Annotated in this window: 10 protein-coding genes; 7 read left to right on the top strand and 3 right to left on the bottom strand. The window is 43.0% G+C overall.

The window, feature by feature from the left end:
- The first annotated feature begins 135 nt into the window (after positions 1 to 135).
- Positions 136 to 5,079 (top strand): hypothetical protein, encoded by a 4,944-nt coding sequence (locus tag SOO65_RS06430; protein WP_321398521.1) that lies wholly within the window; start codon positions 136 to 138, stop codon positions 5,077 to 5,079.
- Here SOO65_RS06430 and SOO65_RS06425 read toward each other — a convergent pair whose 3' ends face one another.
- Positions 5,080 to 7,260, bottom strand: a complete 2,181-nt coding sequence (locus SOO65_RS06425; RefSeq protein ID WP_321398519.1) for an FHA domain-containing protein — start codon at positions 7,258 to 7,260, stop codon at positions 5,080 to 5,082. It lies immediately after the preceding gene.
- 224 nt (positions 7,261 to 7,484) lie between these two features.
- On the opposite strand from SOO65_RS06425, the gene SOO65_RS06420 reads away from it, so the two are divergent.
- From SOO65_RS06420 to SOO65_RS06405, 4 genes are all read left to right on the top strand, one after another.
- Positions 7,485 to 10,508: a hypothetical protein gene (locus tag SOO65_RS06420; RefSeq protein WP_321398518.1), complete on the top strand. Its 3,024-nt coding sequence runs from the start codon at positions 7,485 to 7,487 to the stop codon at positions 10,506 to 10,508.
- Positions 10,509 to 10,559: 51 nt separating this feature from the next.
- Positions 10,560 to 13,091, top strand: a complete 2,532-nt coding sequence (locus tag SOO65_RS06415; protein ID WP_321398516.1) for a gluzincin family metallopeptidase — start codon at positions 10,560 to 10,562, stop codon at positions 13,089 to 13,091.
- Positions 13,084 to 13,626, top strand: coding sequence for a hypothetical protein (locus SOO65_RS06410; RefSeq protein WP_321398515.1), 543 nt, complete (start codon positions 13,084 to 13,086; stop codon positions 13,624 to 13,626). The genes SOO65_RS06415 and SOO65_RS06410 overlap by 8 nt, the downstream gene beginning before the upstream one ends.
- Before the next feature lie 85 nt (positions 13,627 to 13,711).
- Positions 13,712 to 14,596: an SDR family oxidoreductase gene (locus tag SOO65_RS06405; protein ID WP_321398513.1), complete on the top strand. Its 885-nt coding sequence runs from the start codon at positions 13,712 to 13,714 to the stop codon at positions 14,594 to 14,596.
- 1 nt (position 14,597) lies between these two features.
- Here the strand turns inward: SOO65_RS06405 and SOO65_RS06400 are convergent, their stop codons facing one another.
- Together SOO65_RS06400 and metG are read right to left on the bottom strand one after the other, a co-directional pair.
- Entirely contained in the window at positions 14,598 to 14,960 is a 363-nt protein-coding gene (locus SOO65_RS06400; RefSeq protein WP_321398511.1) for a hypothetical protein, read from the bottom strand.
- 18 nt (positions 14,961 to 14,978) lie between these two features.
- Positions 14,979 to 16,682: a methionine--tRNA ligase gene (metG, locus tag SOO65_RS06395; RefSeq protein ID WP_321398509.1), complete on the bottom strand. Its 1,704-nt coding sequence runs from the start codon at positions 16,680 to 16,682 to the stop codon at positions 14,979 to 14,981.
- Positions 16,683 to 16,788: 106 nt separating this feature from the next.
- Between metG and SOO65_RS06390 the strand changes: the two genes are divergently transcribed.
- Complete coding sequence (locus tag SOO65_RS06390) at positions 16,789 to 18,804, top strand: ATP-dependent helicase (RefSeq protein ID WP_321398507.1); 2,016 nt, start codon at positions 16,789 to 16,791, stop codon at positions 18,802 to 18,804.
- Positions 18,801 to 19,109 carry a hypothetical protein gene (locus SOO65_RS06385; RefSeq protein ID WP_321398505.1) on the top strand — a complete coding sequence of 103 codons (309 nt, stop codon included), beginning with the start codon at positions 18,801 to 18,803 and terminating at the stop codon, positions 19,107 to 19,109. Before SOO65_RS06390 ends, SOO65_RS06385 begins: the two co-directional genes overlap by 4 nt.
- Positions 19,110 to 19,118: the final 9 nt, after the last annotated feature.

Raw genomic sequence — 19,118 nt, 5'->3', positions numbered from 1 at the left:
ATTCAGGATATTTCAATAACTTACAATAAGAATTCGGATGCCTCTCTTAAGAGGCTTAGAATAAGTCTTGGATGATAAAGATCTTTAAAAATTTTTATCAAAAAATCCGATAGTTAACCCAAGAGGAAAACACGGATGTTGCACTCGAATCAACGAAAGACAATTTATACAGCAGTACACGCGCTTATTTTAATGGCGATGTTTACTCTATATTCATGTCTTCCAACTGCAACTCCTCCCGCAGTCAAATCTGGAAGTACGACTGATCCTGGTACCGGAACAACTCCAACTTATTCTGAACCGACATACCCACTTTCTGGAATTTTTATTCAGGAAGGGGCAGTTCAATCAACAACCAATGTGACTCTTCCAGTAAGTTTCACTGACTCGTTCTTGGTTCGCGGTAAGAATCTTTCGGTTTACCTAAGAACTCTTCCTAACACGACAAAATTTTGTATGGTTGGTAAGTACACTTACCTCTCGGGCAGTGATCAATTTCTGATTCTGACGGCCAAACCAAAGTCATATACAGATCTCGTGGCGAAGACCACTGAGTTCTATTTGCAGGTTGAACCATCTAACGATACGGCCAACCAAAACGATTGTCTTAGTTACAATCTAACGAACGCCCTTTACGCCAACGCTACGAACCCTTCTGTTCACTTCAGTCTTACTCAAGTGTGCGCCAATTGTAGTAGTACCGTAACAAGCTCGGGCCTAAAACTTTACTTCATCAACGGTGAAGAGGTCCCTACACTTACTTTTAGTTCTCTCATGCTGACTCTTTCAGGCAGCTCTTCTTCTGGCGGAGGAAACACATGCGCTGAATCTTCGGCATGTACAGCGAGAGGATATGATTGTTGTTTACAGGGCGCCTGTGTGAAAGACGGAGCAGTAAGACCAGGTGCAGTTGATATGCCTGGCTTCCTGGCCGCTCAGGAAGATGTAAAATCAAATCCTAATCGTTTCATTGTTTATCCACAGTACTACTTTGTTTGTGAAAAACGTCCTGAAGGAAGCACAACAGGTAGCACAGGTGGTGGAAGTACCAATCCTGATTACGAAGCCGCCATCCGCCTGATGGAATTAAATCAGCTCTATAATTGTGTGAACAAGGTTGATGGTGAGTTCTCATACTGTACGCTTAAATACACAAATGCATCTGCAAGTATCCCAGGCAACTTCTCGGCCGGGGCAAGTGGATATAATGATGACGTAAACTTCTCCACGCTTAACCCTAACCTCACTGGTGACTACGCTAATAATATCGTGAAGATCATTTACGGCGGTCAGACACTTTATGAGCTAAACAAAACCGCCCTTACTGGAGCAACATTTGTTAGTGGAACGGCCAATGATAATTTAACATCGTCTCAAATTGTGAATGTGACCTCGGCCTTGGCCAATAATGCTCAAGACGGAAATCTATATCTTACTTATAAAGTTGATGGAACATGTTCAAAAGTAGGAACGACCCTTGCGAAGTGTTCTAAGACCTACGTTCAAGGTTCATCAGACACTTACTCATCAACATGGCACGATAGCACTAAGACTTATCTTCTTCCTTCATATGCAGATGTATCTTCAACTGCCAGTGTGATTATCAAGGTAAGCGGAGTGGTAGTTCCTGAAGACACATCTACCTGGTCGAAGTACCAGTCTCCTAACAGAATTGTCTTCAATAGCTCATACCCACTCTATCAGAATCAAACGATAGAGATTACTTACTTTGTGACTTCCGGTGCAGCTGATCTTATTAAGCTTAGAACCGCCGCTCAATCACAAGTAAACAGCATGTGTAGCTGTGCCAGCTCGACAACTTGTAATCTAAAACCTATCGCTGATACAAGTGGTGCCATTGTTAACTACGAATGTACTTACCCTACTTCTGGTACTGATGAGCCACCTGCAAACCAAACAGTTTACGTTTCAAATAAAAACGTTCCTCATCGTTATTATGACCAAAGTGGTGTGAACTATGATGAAGACTATGCTTCAGCACCGGTTCAAGAGCTGACCGCTTTTGCTTATACAAACAATGATGTTTTAAAACCAACCAACGTTTCTCAATACACTGGCTTTAATGAGATCTATGGTTCATTTGCTAAGTCAGGAACGTATGTAGCGAAGCCTGCAAAACTTGTTAAAGTGAAAAAAGACAAGCAGTACGACATCCTGGTTAACTCTGGGGCCTTCTCGACTTGCTTAACTTGTGGATCTGATTATTACAATTCTCTTCAGAAGATTTTTCCACAAAACTTCGCAGGTCAAGGTGGAGGTTACGCTCCTGATATCTATGAATCTCGTCGTGAACAAAACGCCAGCCTATATCGTTCAGATGATCTTCTATTCGGACGTGCTTGTTTTGTTCCAGCGACTATGATCCCTTGGTCTCATATCCAATCTTCTACTCCACGCGATCAACGTCGCGCTCGATTAGCGGCCCAACATTTCCTTTTTGCCAATGGATATAGTCGTGACTGGTACGGATTCGACTATGGTTCCATCATCGGATCATTTGATGGTGTGACTTGGTTCTCAATTGGTAACCAACGTCGTATTAAGGCCACAACGAGTAAACTATTCCTCGCCGTAAACGCCTACTACGGTGATATGGCCGTGGATAATAACTTCAGTGTGACGGTTTCTGAGACTTCCATCTATTCTTCTGAGATTGCGGATCATGATACTGAGACCGACGGTGCTCAGTGCCAGAAGTCTCACTACTGCTCTAATGACAATGATTGCTTCAGACAACTTGGTTACGATTATACCTGTCAGAACGTTGCCGGAATCACGACAACCTGGCCGCAATTTGATGCCACAGGATCTGAAACAATTGGTTCAACATCGCGAACACTCATCTCAATTGTGGGTGGAAGTAACGGTCAAGCCAAACGCTGTATGTACCGCGGGCGTGGAGCTCCTTGTTTAAATAATCTTGATCAAGCAGCAACAACAACGACTTTTAATGGCTCTCCTTTAATCGGAACTCTGACTTGTTCTCCAAACAATTCATGTGCTCCTACTTCGACTTCATTGTTTAACGATCGTATTGCTCGTTTTGCCAATACTCCAACTGCGCAAAACTCGGCGGCAGTCGCGACTCCGAATTCTGATATTGTGGGACAAGGCGCTCGTATTCTTGGTCGCCCGTTCGATTACTATGGTAAAACCACCGCTCCTTCTACGGCCAGAGCGGCCCTTACTGCGAATTTAGTAAATGCAGTTTGTATTCCAGGTAAAGACCTGACAAACGCAACTCGCGTGTTTGATCTAAACCGTTTGAGTCCTTCAGTTAGAACTGAAACTTCAGATAAATTGTTTGGAACTGGTCCAACCATGTCGGGCTACATGAGTAGCAAATATCTGAACGCATGTCCTGCCACTGATGCGGCCGGAAACTCTATGCAGATTTACGATCTTCCAATGGGAGATACGACACTTAATATGTTCACGATTGCTCAGAACATGTCGTCTAACCTTCTGGATCTGGTTCCGTTAAAGAACCTCAGTATCTTTAGCTCAACCAGCGGCTCCCAAATCACGAATGTAGGTTATCAGCGAAATGCTTGTTTACGTGCTCCGGGTGCCTCATGTTTCTCTGATATGGAATGTGGCCCTTCCAACTTCATCGCTTCAAAAGCAAAATCGGCAGACCTTTCGGCCTATATCAATAGTGCTGAAGAGAAATACTGGGAAGAAGAACTCGTTTGCGGTAACCCAGACTTTAAAACAGTTTCAGCGGGTCTCTTGAATCCTAACTTTGACCCTAAGAAAAACTTCTGTTGTCGTGAGCTTGGTAAAACGATTTCCGTTTTCACTCAAACTCAGACCTCGGCCTATCAGTGGTGTGATATCTCGACTAAGCAAGTGAAGGTCGCCGGCGTAAATATGAATATCGCCACTCCTTCTCGCTACTCTCGTGTTCACACGGGTTACGACAAGATGACTTGTAACGCTGATGAAATTTCTTCAACGAAGGCATTCGCACTTTCTATTGCGGCCACAAATAATGACAACATCGAAAGAATGCGCCAGATCCTGGGCCAGTATAAGACCCTCGACGCCGTGAACTCTCGCACTTGTTGTACTCAGCACTGGGTAAGAAGCTTTGCCACTGAAAACGGTGCAGGTCACGCCTTCGCGAAGACCAAAATGCAGAACATTGATAAGGCAATGTTTAAACATATCAGCTGGTCAGCGGATGATGAATCTTCAATTCAGCCTCCAGTTAATGATGCGGCCTTTGAGTGTGATCCAAATCAATATGCAAACGCCTCTTGTGAAATTAAGAGTCTGACTCCAACTGAAGAGGATAAATATTTAACTTGGGCCGGTGCTCTAGAATTGATTGGTATCCCTCAAGTTGCTGTGAAAACCAATGATCAAATCTTTAAACTGGTAAGTGATACTCAAGGTCCAATTGCTGCCGGCGAACCTTTGACTGATTCAAATGGCGCCATTGTTATGCAGAAAGTTTCAACTGTAGGTTCTGACTTCGTGGACTCTTCTGGTTATAACTACTACTCTGCCGCAAGCTACAACAAGTTCTCAATCGGCGCGGGCCAGTTCAAAAAAGTCTTCTCTGAAAATGAGTTCAACTGTTGTCTTCCTTCTGGTCAGGAAGTTCCTGATACAACCGTGGCAAGCCAGTGTTGTACTGGTTATATGGCAAATAACAATAACGTACGCCGCTGTTGTCTACCAGACTTCACTAACCTGACTGTTTACTTGAACCGTTACGTTTCTTCAGAAGGTCGCGGTCTTTCTGATTCGGCCTACGATCCGGCCACTGGATACATCAAAGATCCAGGACAAGTAAAACTTATCGCTGCTCAAAAGAATCTTTGTTGTTCTGGTAAAGTCATGACAGGTGTGGCGATCAGCCAACTTTCAATACCACTTACTGGCAATACTTATAAACCGGCCGATTCTCTGACAACCACTCGTCGATTCAACTACAGAAGCGACGAAGTGGATAATAACTCAGATACGGGCTCAATTGGCTCAGTCTTCGATGCTGGTGTTCGTTGGAACAATCACGTTTATTGTGTCCCTGAAGGGTTCGGCGAATAATTAAACACTCGCCGAATGAGACACCCCAAAGTATTCCATATTCTTCGTTTCTAAGGCATCTAACAGGTCTTTAAAGTTCTGCTGAAGCTTCTGAATGCTCTCGCTTGTGTTAGCAGCCGGAAGGGCCTCTAAAAGCTGAATAAGCGAGCTCACGTTCCTCTTCCATACCTCCACCAGCACCGGATCGCCGTGACCAAGAATCGCTGAAGAGGTCTCAAAATAATAACCATATAAAGACTGTGCCTTCTCTGGCTGGATATCTTTAAGTTTCGGTGTAGAGAACAGATCCAGGACCTGGAGGGCGGTCATACCTTCGGATTCGCCACGTTTAATATCAGGGTTCCAATTCGACTTCTCTAAATTGTATTTATAAAACTTGGTCGCCACCGCTTCTAAGTTTTCTTTCTTTTCAAAATTAACTTTGAAGATTCGTCCCTCACCTTTCATGAGCGGCATCAATAGATCAAAGGGCCTCTGCTTATTGAAACTGATCTTCATGAAGATCGTGTTACCAATTTTAATGAATCCAATTTTGTCGAAATCTTTATATTCCAGAAGTGACAAGAACGAGGCCTTGAAATCAATTAGACCTTTAATGAAAAAAGTCTCGGTCTGCATTTTCTCGAGCGCATTCTCTGCATCCAGGGCAAAAGACATTTTAATGAACTCAATCATTTCATTCGCGAATGACAACTGAGTGACCTGATTTTCCTTGGCCTTAAAGGCCGGATTACTGTCTTCGGCCGAGTAAACAAAGTTATAGATTTGTGGGAATTTATCATAAAGGAACACATTTCCCTTCATGCCAATTCCCAGAAGCTCTTTCAAATCAAAATTTTTGAAAACTTCAAAACCAACTGTCGCAAGCTGGTCCTTCTGATAGAACTGTAAACCATTCTTAAGCGCGATCTTATTTCTTACGCCATGAAATTTAAAATGAGGAATAATGACGAGTTCATCCGGATTATAAGTAAGCGCTAGATCAAGTGATTGACTTGCATCTTCCACCGGAGTGAAAGTAGCTGCACTCTCCGGTTGGTTCTTAACTTTAACTCTTTGATCGACTCTTTCATTGATCTCAATTGCTCTTGGCAATTCAAAACCCTGAAACAGTGGAGCCACCAGGGCCAAGGCCAGCAGCAATGGCAAAATGACAATAGAACCTAAGACGGCCCATAATTTTGAAATTAAATAAGTGTGCGTGAAAGTTAAAAATTCTTTTAGGGTTCTTCTTGAGATCACAGCCGGAAGATCAAAGACAAGAAATGGTCCTGTGATCATTCCCACTAGAACGCGAAGTCCTCCCCCAATTCTTCTCCAAAGAATATTTCCTTTTGAACCAACTCCCAATAACAATTCAGAAATTGAAACTCCAAAAATCAGGGTGCTGATAAGACGAACCAGCATAAACATTAGGACCAAAGGTCCTGGATTAAGAGTGTTGGAAAAGAAAGCGAACGCATCTTCTGCCATGGCCCCAACAAAGCCATAATCTGCAATAAAGGCCTCCCACATGCCCTGCCAATCGGCATCCACTAGAGAAAGAGCAAAGGAAGGAATGAAATCAAGAAAGTTTCTCACTTCATCGAATGGCTGAAGTACCACGAGCAGTGAGTAGGCCAAAAGGAAATCACCGATAACCGCTGCCAAGCGAACGAGACTGTTAGTCGCGTAGTTTGGTGCATCGATGCTAATGACTTTCGCCTGCTTTTTTACATTAAATTTTTTCTTATCAATTTCTTCGGGTTCATCAGCGATCGTTTCTTCAATCGCCTCCTCGACCTCTTCAATTTCCTCAGAAATATTCTTGGTGATGATTTTAATCTCGAGGTCCCCAATTTTTAAGACATCACTTTCTTCCAGGATAATATACTTTCCAGGCGGGATCTTGTTTCCATTCACAAAAGTCCCACTCACACTTCCATGATCGATAACTGAAATAACTTCTTGTTGAAGAATGAAAGTGGCGTGACGAGGTGATATTGAAGGATCAGCAATAACGATGTTTCCGATCTCGCTACCAATCGTTAACTGATGGGTCAGATCATAGACCGGCGAATCTTCCATGTTAGTCAGCTGAAGCTCGAAGACCTTCTTAAAACGTAAACGAGGGGCCACTGAACCGCTTAATTCGCCATCATTAGTTGGCACCGATTTTCGTCTAAATAGCTTCGCTAACACTGGACCCCTTCCGGACTAAAACCTATGAAATTACACTAATTTAGTTTCACTTTTTTTGCCGATCTTGCCAAGAAATTAGCGCCCTTAGGGCTTTTCCTAGGTCCCTAAACCACATCCACTTACAATATTGGGAGAGTAGTTCTGTAAGTTATTTAAGGTACTAAGTTTTTCCCGAGAAAGTGCCGAAAAAACAAGAAGATACAGAATCATTTAAAGGGAACTATATGAAGCAACGAAAACTGGCCCCTCTTTTTGCTGTAACACTGAGCCTTCAATTAGTGTTGTCACCAGTAATTGGTTTCGCAGCAGACGAAAAGAAAACCAGCGCATCGGATGTGATCCTTGGAACCAGTGAGGCCTTCGCTACATCCATTCAAGCGGCAGGACAGATCTGGAGCACAGTAAATCAAATCAAACAAGGGAACCAAGGTCTATCTGGTCAGGCCGCTTTCGATATGCAGAAGTTTCAGGAGCAACAAACTCCTCAAACCGATAAATACTTCAATATGCAGAAACTGGCCTCAATGCCAGGTATGACTGAATACATGGCGATGAATAACATCAACCCGGCCATGCTTGAATGTAAGACCCTTCCTACTACACTTCACGAGGCCAAAAACGAAGTGTGTTCTCTGGGTGTGACTACCGACCGTGGTGTGGCACCAGCTGCTCAGCTTTCGGAAATGCAGGCCTACTCTAACCAATACTTTCAAATTAATAAGATGTACCGAAACTACTCGGCCGATTCAAACTCAGCGGGCCAGCTATTTGGTGTTGGTTGTATGAAGAACGCCATGAATATCCTGAACGGTTTCTTTAAGTACCGTCTGGATGAATTGGACAAGCTTACGACTAACCTAGAGGCCATGCAGAATCAATTCCGCGAGGCTTCGCGCTCAGACCTTGATGCCATTGAAGAATCAGTAGCGGTGCTTGAAGGTGGAGATTCTGAACTTGCGAACAAAGTAAAAAGCAAAAAACCCGATCTATTCGACTTTGGTAAACGCTTTGACAATCCCGCTTGTACATCGATGTTTGCAAAAGACTCTTTCAACCAAATGGGTAGAAACAAAGGTCTGAATGCCATCAATCAAACCCTTAAAAATACCATGTCTGAAAAAGTAAATGGCTCGAAGTATTCAGGCGAATCATATTCTGCATCTCACTCAGCAGTGGTTGAAGATCTGAATAATCTTGCTGATAAGGTGGCAAAACAGGCCGAGCTTCGTTTCTCTGAATTAACCGATGGTCAAGGCTATGCTGGTTTCTTAAAGAACCTTCCGAATTCAGTGAGTTCAGTCAATGGTGCTAATAACCTTCTGACAAATGATCTTTTTTCTGATGTTCAAACAAGCTTCGCTGAAAAATCACAGAAACTACAAAACGACTTCAATACAATCGCCTCTGAACTAAGTGCCGGTGGTGCAAATCCTGGTAAGGCCCTTAGTATTGTGAAAAACCTTACAACTGAAAACTTTGATAAAGAAGTAACAACAATTGAAAACCAACTGAAAAACGGCTGTCTAAGCAGTACTCTTTCCGGTGGTTCTTCTCTTGATACTTTACTTGATAGAATTTATGACCCGACTGCTTCTGACTTCGCCAATAAAAACGCTTCTAACTTTTTAAAAGAGAAGCTTAAAACAATCATGGCCAATGATAAAACGAGCCCTGAGAAGAAGCTGTCAGAACTTAAGAACCTTGAATCAGTTGCTGGAAATCGCTACTACGTGAAAATGGACAATTCTTACGAAGTTCAGGAAACGGATGCTAGCGGTAACATCGTTACACGTGTCGTGGACGCAAGCTCTAAGAAATCACCAAGCGTGTTCTTCTCTGACATTATCCGTAACTGTGATGCTCAATTTAAAGTGAACAAACTTGATAACCAACTTTCTGGTGCCGAAGCAATTCAAAAACTTCGCACTCTTCACTCAAGCTACAAAAACCTTGCGAAGAGCCACGCTTCTGAAATGAAAGCAGCTCTTAAGAAGAAGCTCATTGAATGTGAAAGCTCAGAAGACGCAAATAGCTCGGCCATCGGATCTTGTACATCTGAGCGTTTCAATACTTCAGCTGCGGGCTTTTGTGCCAACGCTGCTCTTTCATGTTCTAAGAACATGCAATCATGTAATCAGCAAGCTGAGAAGTTTGTGACTGAAATCAAGGCCCAGAAAACAGCACGCGTAAATAACTATAAGGCCCTGGTTGAAAAGAACAAAAAAGACATCGTAAAAATCTTTGATTCTGCCCTTTCAAAATATATGAAAGATGGCGAACTTCTTCGTGGTATGTTCGGTGCAGGTTTCTCTTCACCGTCTGGTATTGAACGTGAAGTTCCAGAAGGTAGCCGCTACCTGAATCTATTTACAGATGCTACAAGTGGTTCACCGGACGGTAAGCTTCTTCTGGAAGACCCTGACAAGTATGTTGATATGTTCAAAAAGAACATCACCGCTCTTAAGAAGAGTGTTGAAGATCAACAAAACCAGATCGTCGGTGGTGGCCTAGGTAAAAACAATGGTCTTCTTGCCGACCACATTAAACAAACTGAGAAAAACTATAAAGAAGTTGCCTCCTCAGCTGAAAAATTCGCTGATAAGTGTGATCGCAACTACTCTGAATACGTAAAGGCCTCTGAACAGCAACGTAACCAGCAAAATGCGAAGAACCAAGAACTTCAAAGTGAGCTTGGTGAGAAACTTCCTCGCTTCTGTAAAAAATATGAAACTGCTCGAAGCAATGCCATGGGTGCTTGTAAGGGTGAGATCACAGATCTCTTTGATGCTGCAATGAAAGCGGCGAACCGTTCTGGACAAACTTCATATTCAGACGGTCAGGCCATTGCTGAATTCAGAGATGTATGTGATGGGTTTGGTAATGAGTCCTCTTCTACAACTCCAGATGTCGAAACGATGTGTGCTGAGCTTGAGAAAAAGGATCCCGCTAGTAATAAAATGTGTAAGGGTGTAATTGAGAAAGGCTGGGCCGAACTTTGTAAGAAAGAATCAAAGCAAGTTGATGGGCAGACGGTCACAACTGGCGTGGATTGTAAGAGCCTTGAGTCTCAAATTTCAAAAAAATACCTTGGAACATTCGGGGGAAGCGGTAGCGGTGCTATTACAGTCACTTCTTCTGCCCCAAGCTTCTGTACGGCCGCCGATAACTCAAATCGTGGCGGATTCATGCAAAAACTAAACGAGGCGATCAAGAGTTCGGTGCCTCAGCCAACTGGGGTAGCCCGTTAATTGACTTTATTAATCGGTTGAGATTCGGAATTCTCAACCGATAAGGTAAATATGAAAGTGGTACGTCAGCGGATGATAAAACCTATTCAAATTCTTCTATTACCTGTTTTGGTAATTCTAAACGCATGTAATCCAACTGAAATCACTGGTTCAGGTTTAAGAAATAACATCATTCAAAATGACGGTTCACTAGATGGTAAGGCGTATATCTATAGAGATAACCCTACTATTTATGAAGGACCAAACTATGGTCCGAATAATCCGGACATGAATCGCATTGTTGATAAAACAAAATTCGAATTCATCACTAACAACACGACTCTTACAAGTAACTGCTCGATTGATTTCTTTTTCTATGGAAACTACACAGACAGCCTAGCAAACTGTGTCCGTTCTTTAAGTAACTCGACTCAGACCCAGGCCCTGCCTCGAAAGTCTGACCGTACTTACATTTTTGATGTGGGCACACCTGAATTCTATCAAGTGAATGCTCTCTATCACATCAATCTAGGTACGAAGGCCTTCTTTGATAAGCTGAGCTTCGCCTATAATACAATCCATGCCCTTTCGGCCGGAATTCCAAAATCAATTCCTCAGTATTTAAAAGATTCAGACATGTTCTGGTTCAAGTCGGTTACCAATACCGACAGTAAGCAATTTAAGAACGATTTCCTTACTTCTTATTCTCAATGTCATCTAGACGATAACGCATCTTTCAGCCCGGCAGGACCTACTCTGTGCTTTGGTGGAAGTGCGACTCACACTAACTTTTACTTTGTTCAGGATCCAACAGTTATTTATCACGAATTGGCCCACGCTCTGGTTTCAGTCATGATGAATATCCGTAACGGAACTGCCAATCAAAAGCACCCTCTTCGCTCAAACCTGGGTGGTTATGGCTATGATGAAGGCGGCTCTCTGAACGAAGGGATCGCTGACTACTTCAGCTTCGTGATCAATAAGCGCACTCACTTTGGTGAATGGGCCCTTGGTCGTGGTCTTAATCAATCGCGTCCAATGTCTGAAAGTGATGCAATTCACATTACAGGTGTTGAAGAAACTTCTGAGGGAAGACTTTCATACCCTCAATATCTTCTTTATGATCCTAACTTCCCGGATGATCCTCACGAGGACGTTCACTATGCCGGACAGATCGTAAGTCACTACTTAGTGGCCCTTACAAAATCTTTTAAAAACGAGTGTAACATCTCGACTGAATCTGACGGTGGTCACGATAAAGCAACTTCTTATGTCATGCTTCTCCTGGCAGAAACTCTGAGTGAGATTGGTGACTTGAATGCCAAAGGTATCGATGATTATTGGGGACCCTATAGCAACAACACTGTGTTCTTCAATAACCTGGACTTCAATAATTCTTATATCTGGTCACATGTAAATAACCAGGCAACTTACCGTCGCTTCTTTCAGATTTTCTCGAAGAACATTTATAAGTACATCACTGGTAACATTTGTCCTTCATTCGATAAAAATGATTCTGAAAAGCTATTGGATGATTACGGTCTTTTACTCTTCAAGACCTATAACAACAACGGTAACTCAACAAAAGACCGCTCACTGTCTTATAACAGTGTCGTGAGCTTTATCCCAACTCAGGGCCTTACTCAGGTCTCTGAAAACAACCGTCGTAAGTCTGTACTCGTTTCAAAACAACTTCTACAGTTAGCAGAAAAAACAGATACCAACACTGATCGAGTTGGCTTCTACATTATCGATAACCGCACAGATATGCAGAACCTCCTGACTGACCTTCTCTTCAAGGGCTTCACGGTTCCACTATCTACCAGCGTTTCGAGTATTGATTACAATAACAACAACATCAAGGTCTCTCCAGGTGAGGTCGTTGCGATCATCCCTAACCTCCAGAATAATTCAAACAGTACGATGGCAGGTGTTCAGCTTCTGGCCTCGGACTGGGACCATGTTCACATTACTGATGATACGACCGGTAACTTCAAGCCATGTGTAATTGACTCAGTTACGACTGTGGATCAAGGTGGTGAGGCAGGTAACACTTGTACCACGACTGATCCTGAATATAAGCGTTTGGTGAAAAACACTTCTACTGGTAAATTCCCTACCAGCGCCGCTGCCCCTGTTTGTATGGTGCAATTAGAAGAAGGTAGCAGCACTCGTTGGGTCTCTCAGAACGAATTCAGAAAGAAAAACGGTCTATCGCTTCTGGATAAAGACTGTTTGGGTTACAACAGCACTGGTACGACGGACACAGACTTCACATTCAATCCACACGAATGTCTGGTACGTTTCCTTCCAGGGGCCAACCATAGCTTCTATTCAAAAATTGATGCTCAAAAAACTTACTATGAATCAGTGGTTAAAGAATCCAGCAACAAGACCTTCAATGCTGGTAACCTTATGATCATGGAAGTGAATAAATGGATTCCACCAGGAACGAAGTTCCGTTGTCGTATGCGTGCTCGTTTCAATAACTGTACTGACTGTTATACAGACGGAACTTATTCGAACGACGATTATATTGATTCAGAACTTAACGGTGCTAAACCGTTCCAGATCATTAACTTTGACTTTGACGTAAATGACTAAGCGCTGGCCCTACATTCTTCTCATTCTTTTGGTAGTGGCCGGTTTGTTCTTTTATCTCCGGAAAACTGAGACGCCCAAAGCGCCTCCGGTGGCTTCACAGTCTAAAAATACTACTCCTGACCCTACTCCTACCCCTCCGGCAAAAACGTTTGAAATTAACGGTAAAAAGGTCGTGGGACTGAGCCCCGGTAAGGAATCAGAAGAGATTAAAAAAATCAAAGTCGCCAATTCTGTGTCACCTGAATGGCAGGAAAATTTGGAAGAGGCCCTGAAGGCCCAAGGTGGCCAGGCGATCAAAGACATCGCCATTCAAAAAGTCGATTCTTTTATCTGGGCCCAGGATGGAGTGGCCCTCAACGTTGAATCCGTGATTGTGACTTTAAAAAATCAAAAGAATGAAGAAACGACCTTTCGTGTCTTAGTTGATGCTCAATCAGGTAAAATTCTCAAGAATTGGGATCGCCCAGTCTATGACCCAATGAACCCACGCCAAAACTTTGGAATCAAAGTCGACTCTCGCTATCATAATGATTAACCAAATCACTTATTAAACTTTGAGCTTAAAGTAAGTTTTCTCACTCTTATCTGCCCGCTACCCTCCTCTTATCAAGGAGGCCTCCGTGAAGACCTATCGATTAGATGATTCAACTATTGTCATTACTGGCGCGTCCAGTGGCATTGGTAGAGCAACAGCACTTGCCTTCGCGCAATTAGGCGCCAATCTTATTCTCGCTTCTCGAAACGAAACTTTACTCCAGGAACTTGCCAGTGAATGCGAATCCTTGGGCGGAAATGCAGTCGCCATTACAACTGATGTGAGTGAAAGATCCTCCGTGAAAAATCTTTTTGAAAAGGCCCTCACTTTTTATGGCGAAATTGATGTGTGGATCAACAATGCCGGAGTTGGGGCCATTGGTGAATTTGATCACACGCCCCTTGAGGCCCAGGAACAAGTCATTCGCACAAATCTTTTAGGACCACTCTATGGCTCTTATTTTGTGGTTCCCTACTTTAAGAAACGCGGCAGAGGCATCATCATCAACACAAATTCAACTGGTGCTTACGTTGGTGCGCCTTTTAGTGTCTCCTATAGTGCTAGTAAATTCGGTTTAAGAGGTCTTTCCGAGGCCCTTCGCTATGAACTTAAAGATCATAAAAATATTCACGTATGTGACGTGTATGCATCTTTCGTAGACTCTCCGGGAGTAAAACACGCGGCCAATTATCTCGGAAAGGAGGCCAAACCTGCTCCACCTCTTGTTGATCCGGACACTGTGGCAAAGGCCATGGTGAGATTAGTTCAACGTCCGCGAGATTCTATTCATCTTGGAAGTTCAGATTTCATTGGAAGAATTAGCCATCTACTCATGCCAGGACTCACTGGCAAAATAATGAATAAACTTGAAAGGGAGTATTTTTCGAGAGCAGAAAAAGCTCCCGTGACCGAAGGAAATCTGTTTGAACCAGATTTTGAGGAAACTTCAAGTCACGGAGGCTTCTCTTAAATTAGAAACGACAAGCTTTAACGATCATTTGAACAAGAGCAAGAGCTTCTACTGATTCAGAAGTATTTAGCTCGATTCTCTTACCATCAAGGATCATGTGAAAGTTTTCAACTTCACTTGCAGGACCTGCATTCGAAGCAACTTTAGCAGCAGCACGTGCGGCTGAATCAATTCCTTCGAAAGTAATTTGATACTTCTCAGTTGATTTAACAATTTTGTCCTTACCGAAAGTAATCACTTTAGTAACTTCGTTACCTTTGATTGAACAGTTTGTCATAGGTCTTGGAACAACACCACGAAGTTCAACGTCCGCCATAGCAGCGCCAGAAATCATAAGTGCAGCGAGAGTCATTACCTTAAACATAAATTCTCCTTATGTGTATTAAACTGAGGCCTTCTCTTTTAATTTGAGATCAAGCTCTTCAATTACTTTTGGGTCAATCTTAGGAACAAGTCCTTGAGGCTCAACTTGGAGTTTAAAGTCTTTCGCAAAGAAATCTTTCATGGCATTTAGGTCACCTTGATAAATCTTCTTCACTAACTCACTCTCAGCGTTCAATCCGAAGTACGATAAAATCGACTTCGAAAGTTGCGGCAGATACGGAGCAAAAAAAGTACCAATTACAAGAACATAGGCAGTCGAGATGGCGATGGTTTCTTTCGCTTTTTCTGGATCTGTCTTAAATTCAGTCCATGGAGCTCTTTCAGTAATAAATTGGTTTACCTTTGAACCAAGGCCCATGATGTGTTCCTGGCCCTTCTTGATTTGGTATGAATCAAGCAGCTCATGATATTCCTTTATGAAAGTATTAACATCCTGAACATGGTCTTTAAAGAAGGCCTCGAATTTTTGTGCTTCCACGCCTTCTGGGAACTTCGAAGCAGAAAATTTCATGGCACGATTAATGAAGTTACCAATATTGTTGGCAAGCTCAGAGTTGATCTTAAGCTCCATCGACTTCCAAGTGAAACTTGAATCAGACGTTTCTGGAATCAGTGATGTTAAGTAGAATCTCATCGCATCCGAACCAAATTGGTTAATCGCTTCTACTGCGTCTACATACCAACCCTTAGATTTTGAGAACTGCTTCCCTTCAAGGTTCACGTATTGGTTTGCCGGAAGATCTGTTACCGGATTCACAAATCCAGTTCCAAGACACATCACCGGGAAAATGATTGAGTGGAAAATAATATTATCTTTTCCAATGAAGTTCACGATCTTCACGTCTTTAGAGCCCCACCAGTCTTTGATGTGGTCATCTTTTGATCCTGATTGTTTCAAATATTCTTTTGTATTCGAAACGTATCCAATCGGAGCATCAAACCATACGTAGATCTTCTTTCCCTTTGCTTCAGGAAGAGGAACATCAATACCCCAATCTAGGTCACGGGTGATTGCACGGTCTACAAGATTTTCTTTTGTCAGAGATTCAACGAAAGGAACAACGTTCTTTCTCCACTCTGGTTTTCTGCCTTCAAACCATTTCTGCCACTCTGGGTATACTTTCGAAAGCATGAGGTACCACTGGAAAGAATCCACGGCCTTCACATCATTTGAACCACAGAATTTACAAACTGGTTTTAAAAGTTTTAATGGATCAATCCATGTTCCGCAGCTTGGACATTCGTCACCGCGGGCCTCTGGATAGTGACAGACATAACACTCACCCTCCACAAAACGATCCGGAAGCATGTTCTTACATGACTGACACTGAAGTTGCTGCTCGGCCTTCTTCTCAATCAGACCTTTGCTTAAAAGATCATTGAACCAGGTAAGAGTTTCTTCCTTGTGATATGGGGCCGAAGTCTGGCCAAAAAAATCGAACTGAATTTCGTATTTATCAAAAAGATCTTTATGCGTTTTATGCCAGTCGTTCACGTATTCCTGGTAACTGATGCCCGCTTTTTGGGCATTTTGCATGATCGCAACCCCGTGCTCATCTGAACCAGAAATATGGATTGCCTCAACGCCTTTTAGTTTTTTATGACGAGTGAAAATATCAGCGGGGAGATAAACCCCGGCCATGTGGCCAAAATGGAGTGGTCCGTTGGCGTAAGGAAGAGCGGATGTAATCAAATACTTCATATGACCTCAAATAAACTCATTTACAGACGAATTTATAGTACAAAGTAAGTTCTTTTGTGTCTTTTGATTTTGACAGTTTTCCACCCCTTTTTTATTCTCACACCTTATGATTTCCCTAGATGGTTTGAACCCAGAACAACGCGAAGCTGCCGAGACAGTTGAAGGTCCGGTATTAATTCTTGCCGGTGCCGGCTCGGGGAAGACCCGTACCGTAACTTATCGTATTGCGCACATGCTCCAGAATCTCCGTATTCCTGGAAAGCAGATCCTTGCAGTGAGTTTCACCAATAAAGCAGCCGCCGAAATGAAGGAACGTGTGTCCCATCTGGTTGACTCACGCACCCGTAAAGGCATTACTCTCTCAACTTTCCACTCATTGGGAATTCGTATTCTTCGCGAAGACATTCACCATTTGGGTTATAACAACCTCTTCACCATCTATGATCAGGCCGATCAGATGAGTATCGTTCGAGAAGGTCTAAAAAACTACCGCTCGAATAAGAACTATGATCGCGGCATTATCATGTCGAAGATCGGTCTATTGAAGAACCAAGGTATTTCCGCGGAAGAATTTCCAAAAAGTAAGTACTACGATCCTGAAAATAACTACGATGGCGCGACTGAATACGTTTATCACTTCTACCAAGAGAAGCTTCAGTTTTATAATGCCCTCGATTTCGATGATATTCTCTTCATGGTTGTGAAGCTCTTTAAGAACTTCCCGGAAGTGGCGAAGAAGTATTCTGAGCGCTTTAAATACATCATGATTGATGAGTATCAGGACACAAACAGCCTTCAGTTCTCGCTGATTCAGGCCCTTACCTCTACTCACCAGAACATCTGCGTGGTGGGAGATGACGATCAGGCGATCTACGGTTTCCGTGGTGCCGATATTTCAAACATTCTGAATTTTGAAAAACAGTATTCAAATACCAAGGTAATTAAACTCGAACAGAACTACCGTTCTGTTTTCCCGATTCTTGATCTCGCCAACAATGTCATCAAGGAATCAAAGGGACGAAAAGAGAAGACCATGCGTACGACTCAGATGGAAGGACCTCTTCCACAACTCTGGGCCGCAGGTGACTCTGACCATGAGGCCGCGATTGTGACTGAAGAGATTATTAAACTTCAGTCCAACAGTGTGATGCTTTCAGATATCGCGATTCTTTATCGTTCAAACACTCAAGTTCCACCGTTTGAGGATCAGCTGCGTATTTCGCAAGTGCCCTATAACATCATTGGTGGCCAGAAGTTTTACGAGAAGAAAGAGATCAAGGACATTATTGCTTACCTGACCCTTATTCAAAACTCTCGTGATGAGCTCGCTCTTCGTCGAGTATTGAATGTTCCAAATCGCGGAATTGGTTCAGTAACTTTAAATAAGAACCTTACTCTGGCAGCTGAACAAAAACGCCACCTCTATCAGGTTCTTTGTGATGAACAAGATCATGAAGGGATTAAATCTTTCATTGAGATCATCAAGAAATATCAACGTGTCTTTAATGAGAAGCCTCTACTCGCGGCCATTACTGATCTCGTGGAAGAGCTGAACTATTACGACTTCATTGAAAAGAGTTATGATCAGGCGAAACTCGCTCAACGCAAGAAAGATGACGTAAAAAACTTCATGCTTGCCGCGGATCGATTCCAGGATCGTTACGGTGAAGATGCGACCCTTAAAAACTTTGTTGAACGTCTTCTCTTGGCCGACTCTCAGGACAACCAGGCTCCGGGTGAAGGCTTTAAAAAGAATGAAGTAACTCTCATGACTCTCCATGCTTCAAAAGGTCTGGAGTACGATTACGTGTTTCTCATTGGCATGGAAGAAGAAATTCTCCCTCACAAAAAGACCATTCAGGACAATACTGACATCGATGAAGAACGCCGTCTTTGTTATGTGGGTGTCACTCGCGCTAGAAAGAAACTTTGGATGACCTATGCCAAGGAAAGAAAGATCTACGGTAAGATGGCCCCTCGTTTTAAATCGCGCTTCGTGATTGAGCTCCCACATCTTTATAAAGAACTCGATCGTACAAATTTTGGTGACATGTCTGAAGATGAAGTGAAAGATTTTAAAAAGAGCTTTTTCGGCAATTTAATGGATAGTCTTAAAGAATGAAACTATTTGATCTTCTAACAGATTTTCATAACTGGGTCTCGGACAAGGATTTCGTCTGGTGGCCATTCTCATTCTTGCGTCCTGAACCAAACGAATTCATCACCATGAAGATCGTGCTCATGATGACTGGCTGCTTTGGCGGCCTGGCTTTCCTCATGTTCACCGGTCTCGCCGTGGCCAATAATGCCTTCGACACTACCAACGCCATCTCAACTCTGGTCGCCTGCTTCGTTGGCTTCTTCCTGTGGTTCGCTTGTATCACACGCCCACTTTGGAATCGCCGTACCCGCACTCTTCAGAAATAAAAAAAGGCC

This window comes from Peredibacter starrii (assembly GCF_034259205.1).
Taxonomy (GTDB): Bacteria; Bdellovibrionota; Bacteriovoracia; order Bacteriovoracales; family Bacteriovoracaceae; genus Peredibacter; species Peredibacter starrii.
The sequence above is the reverse complement of the archived record's forward strand: the minus strand, read 5'-3'. Positions and strand labels throughout refer to the sequence as shown.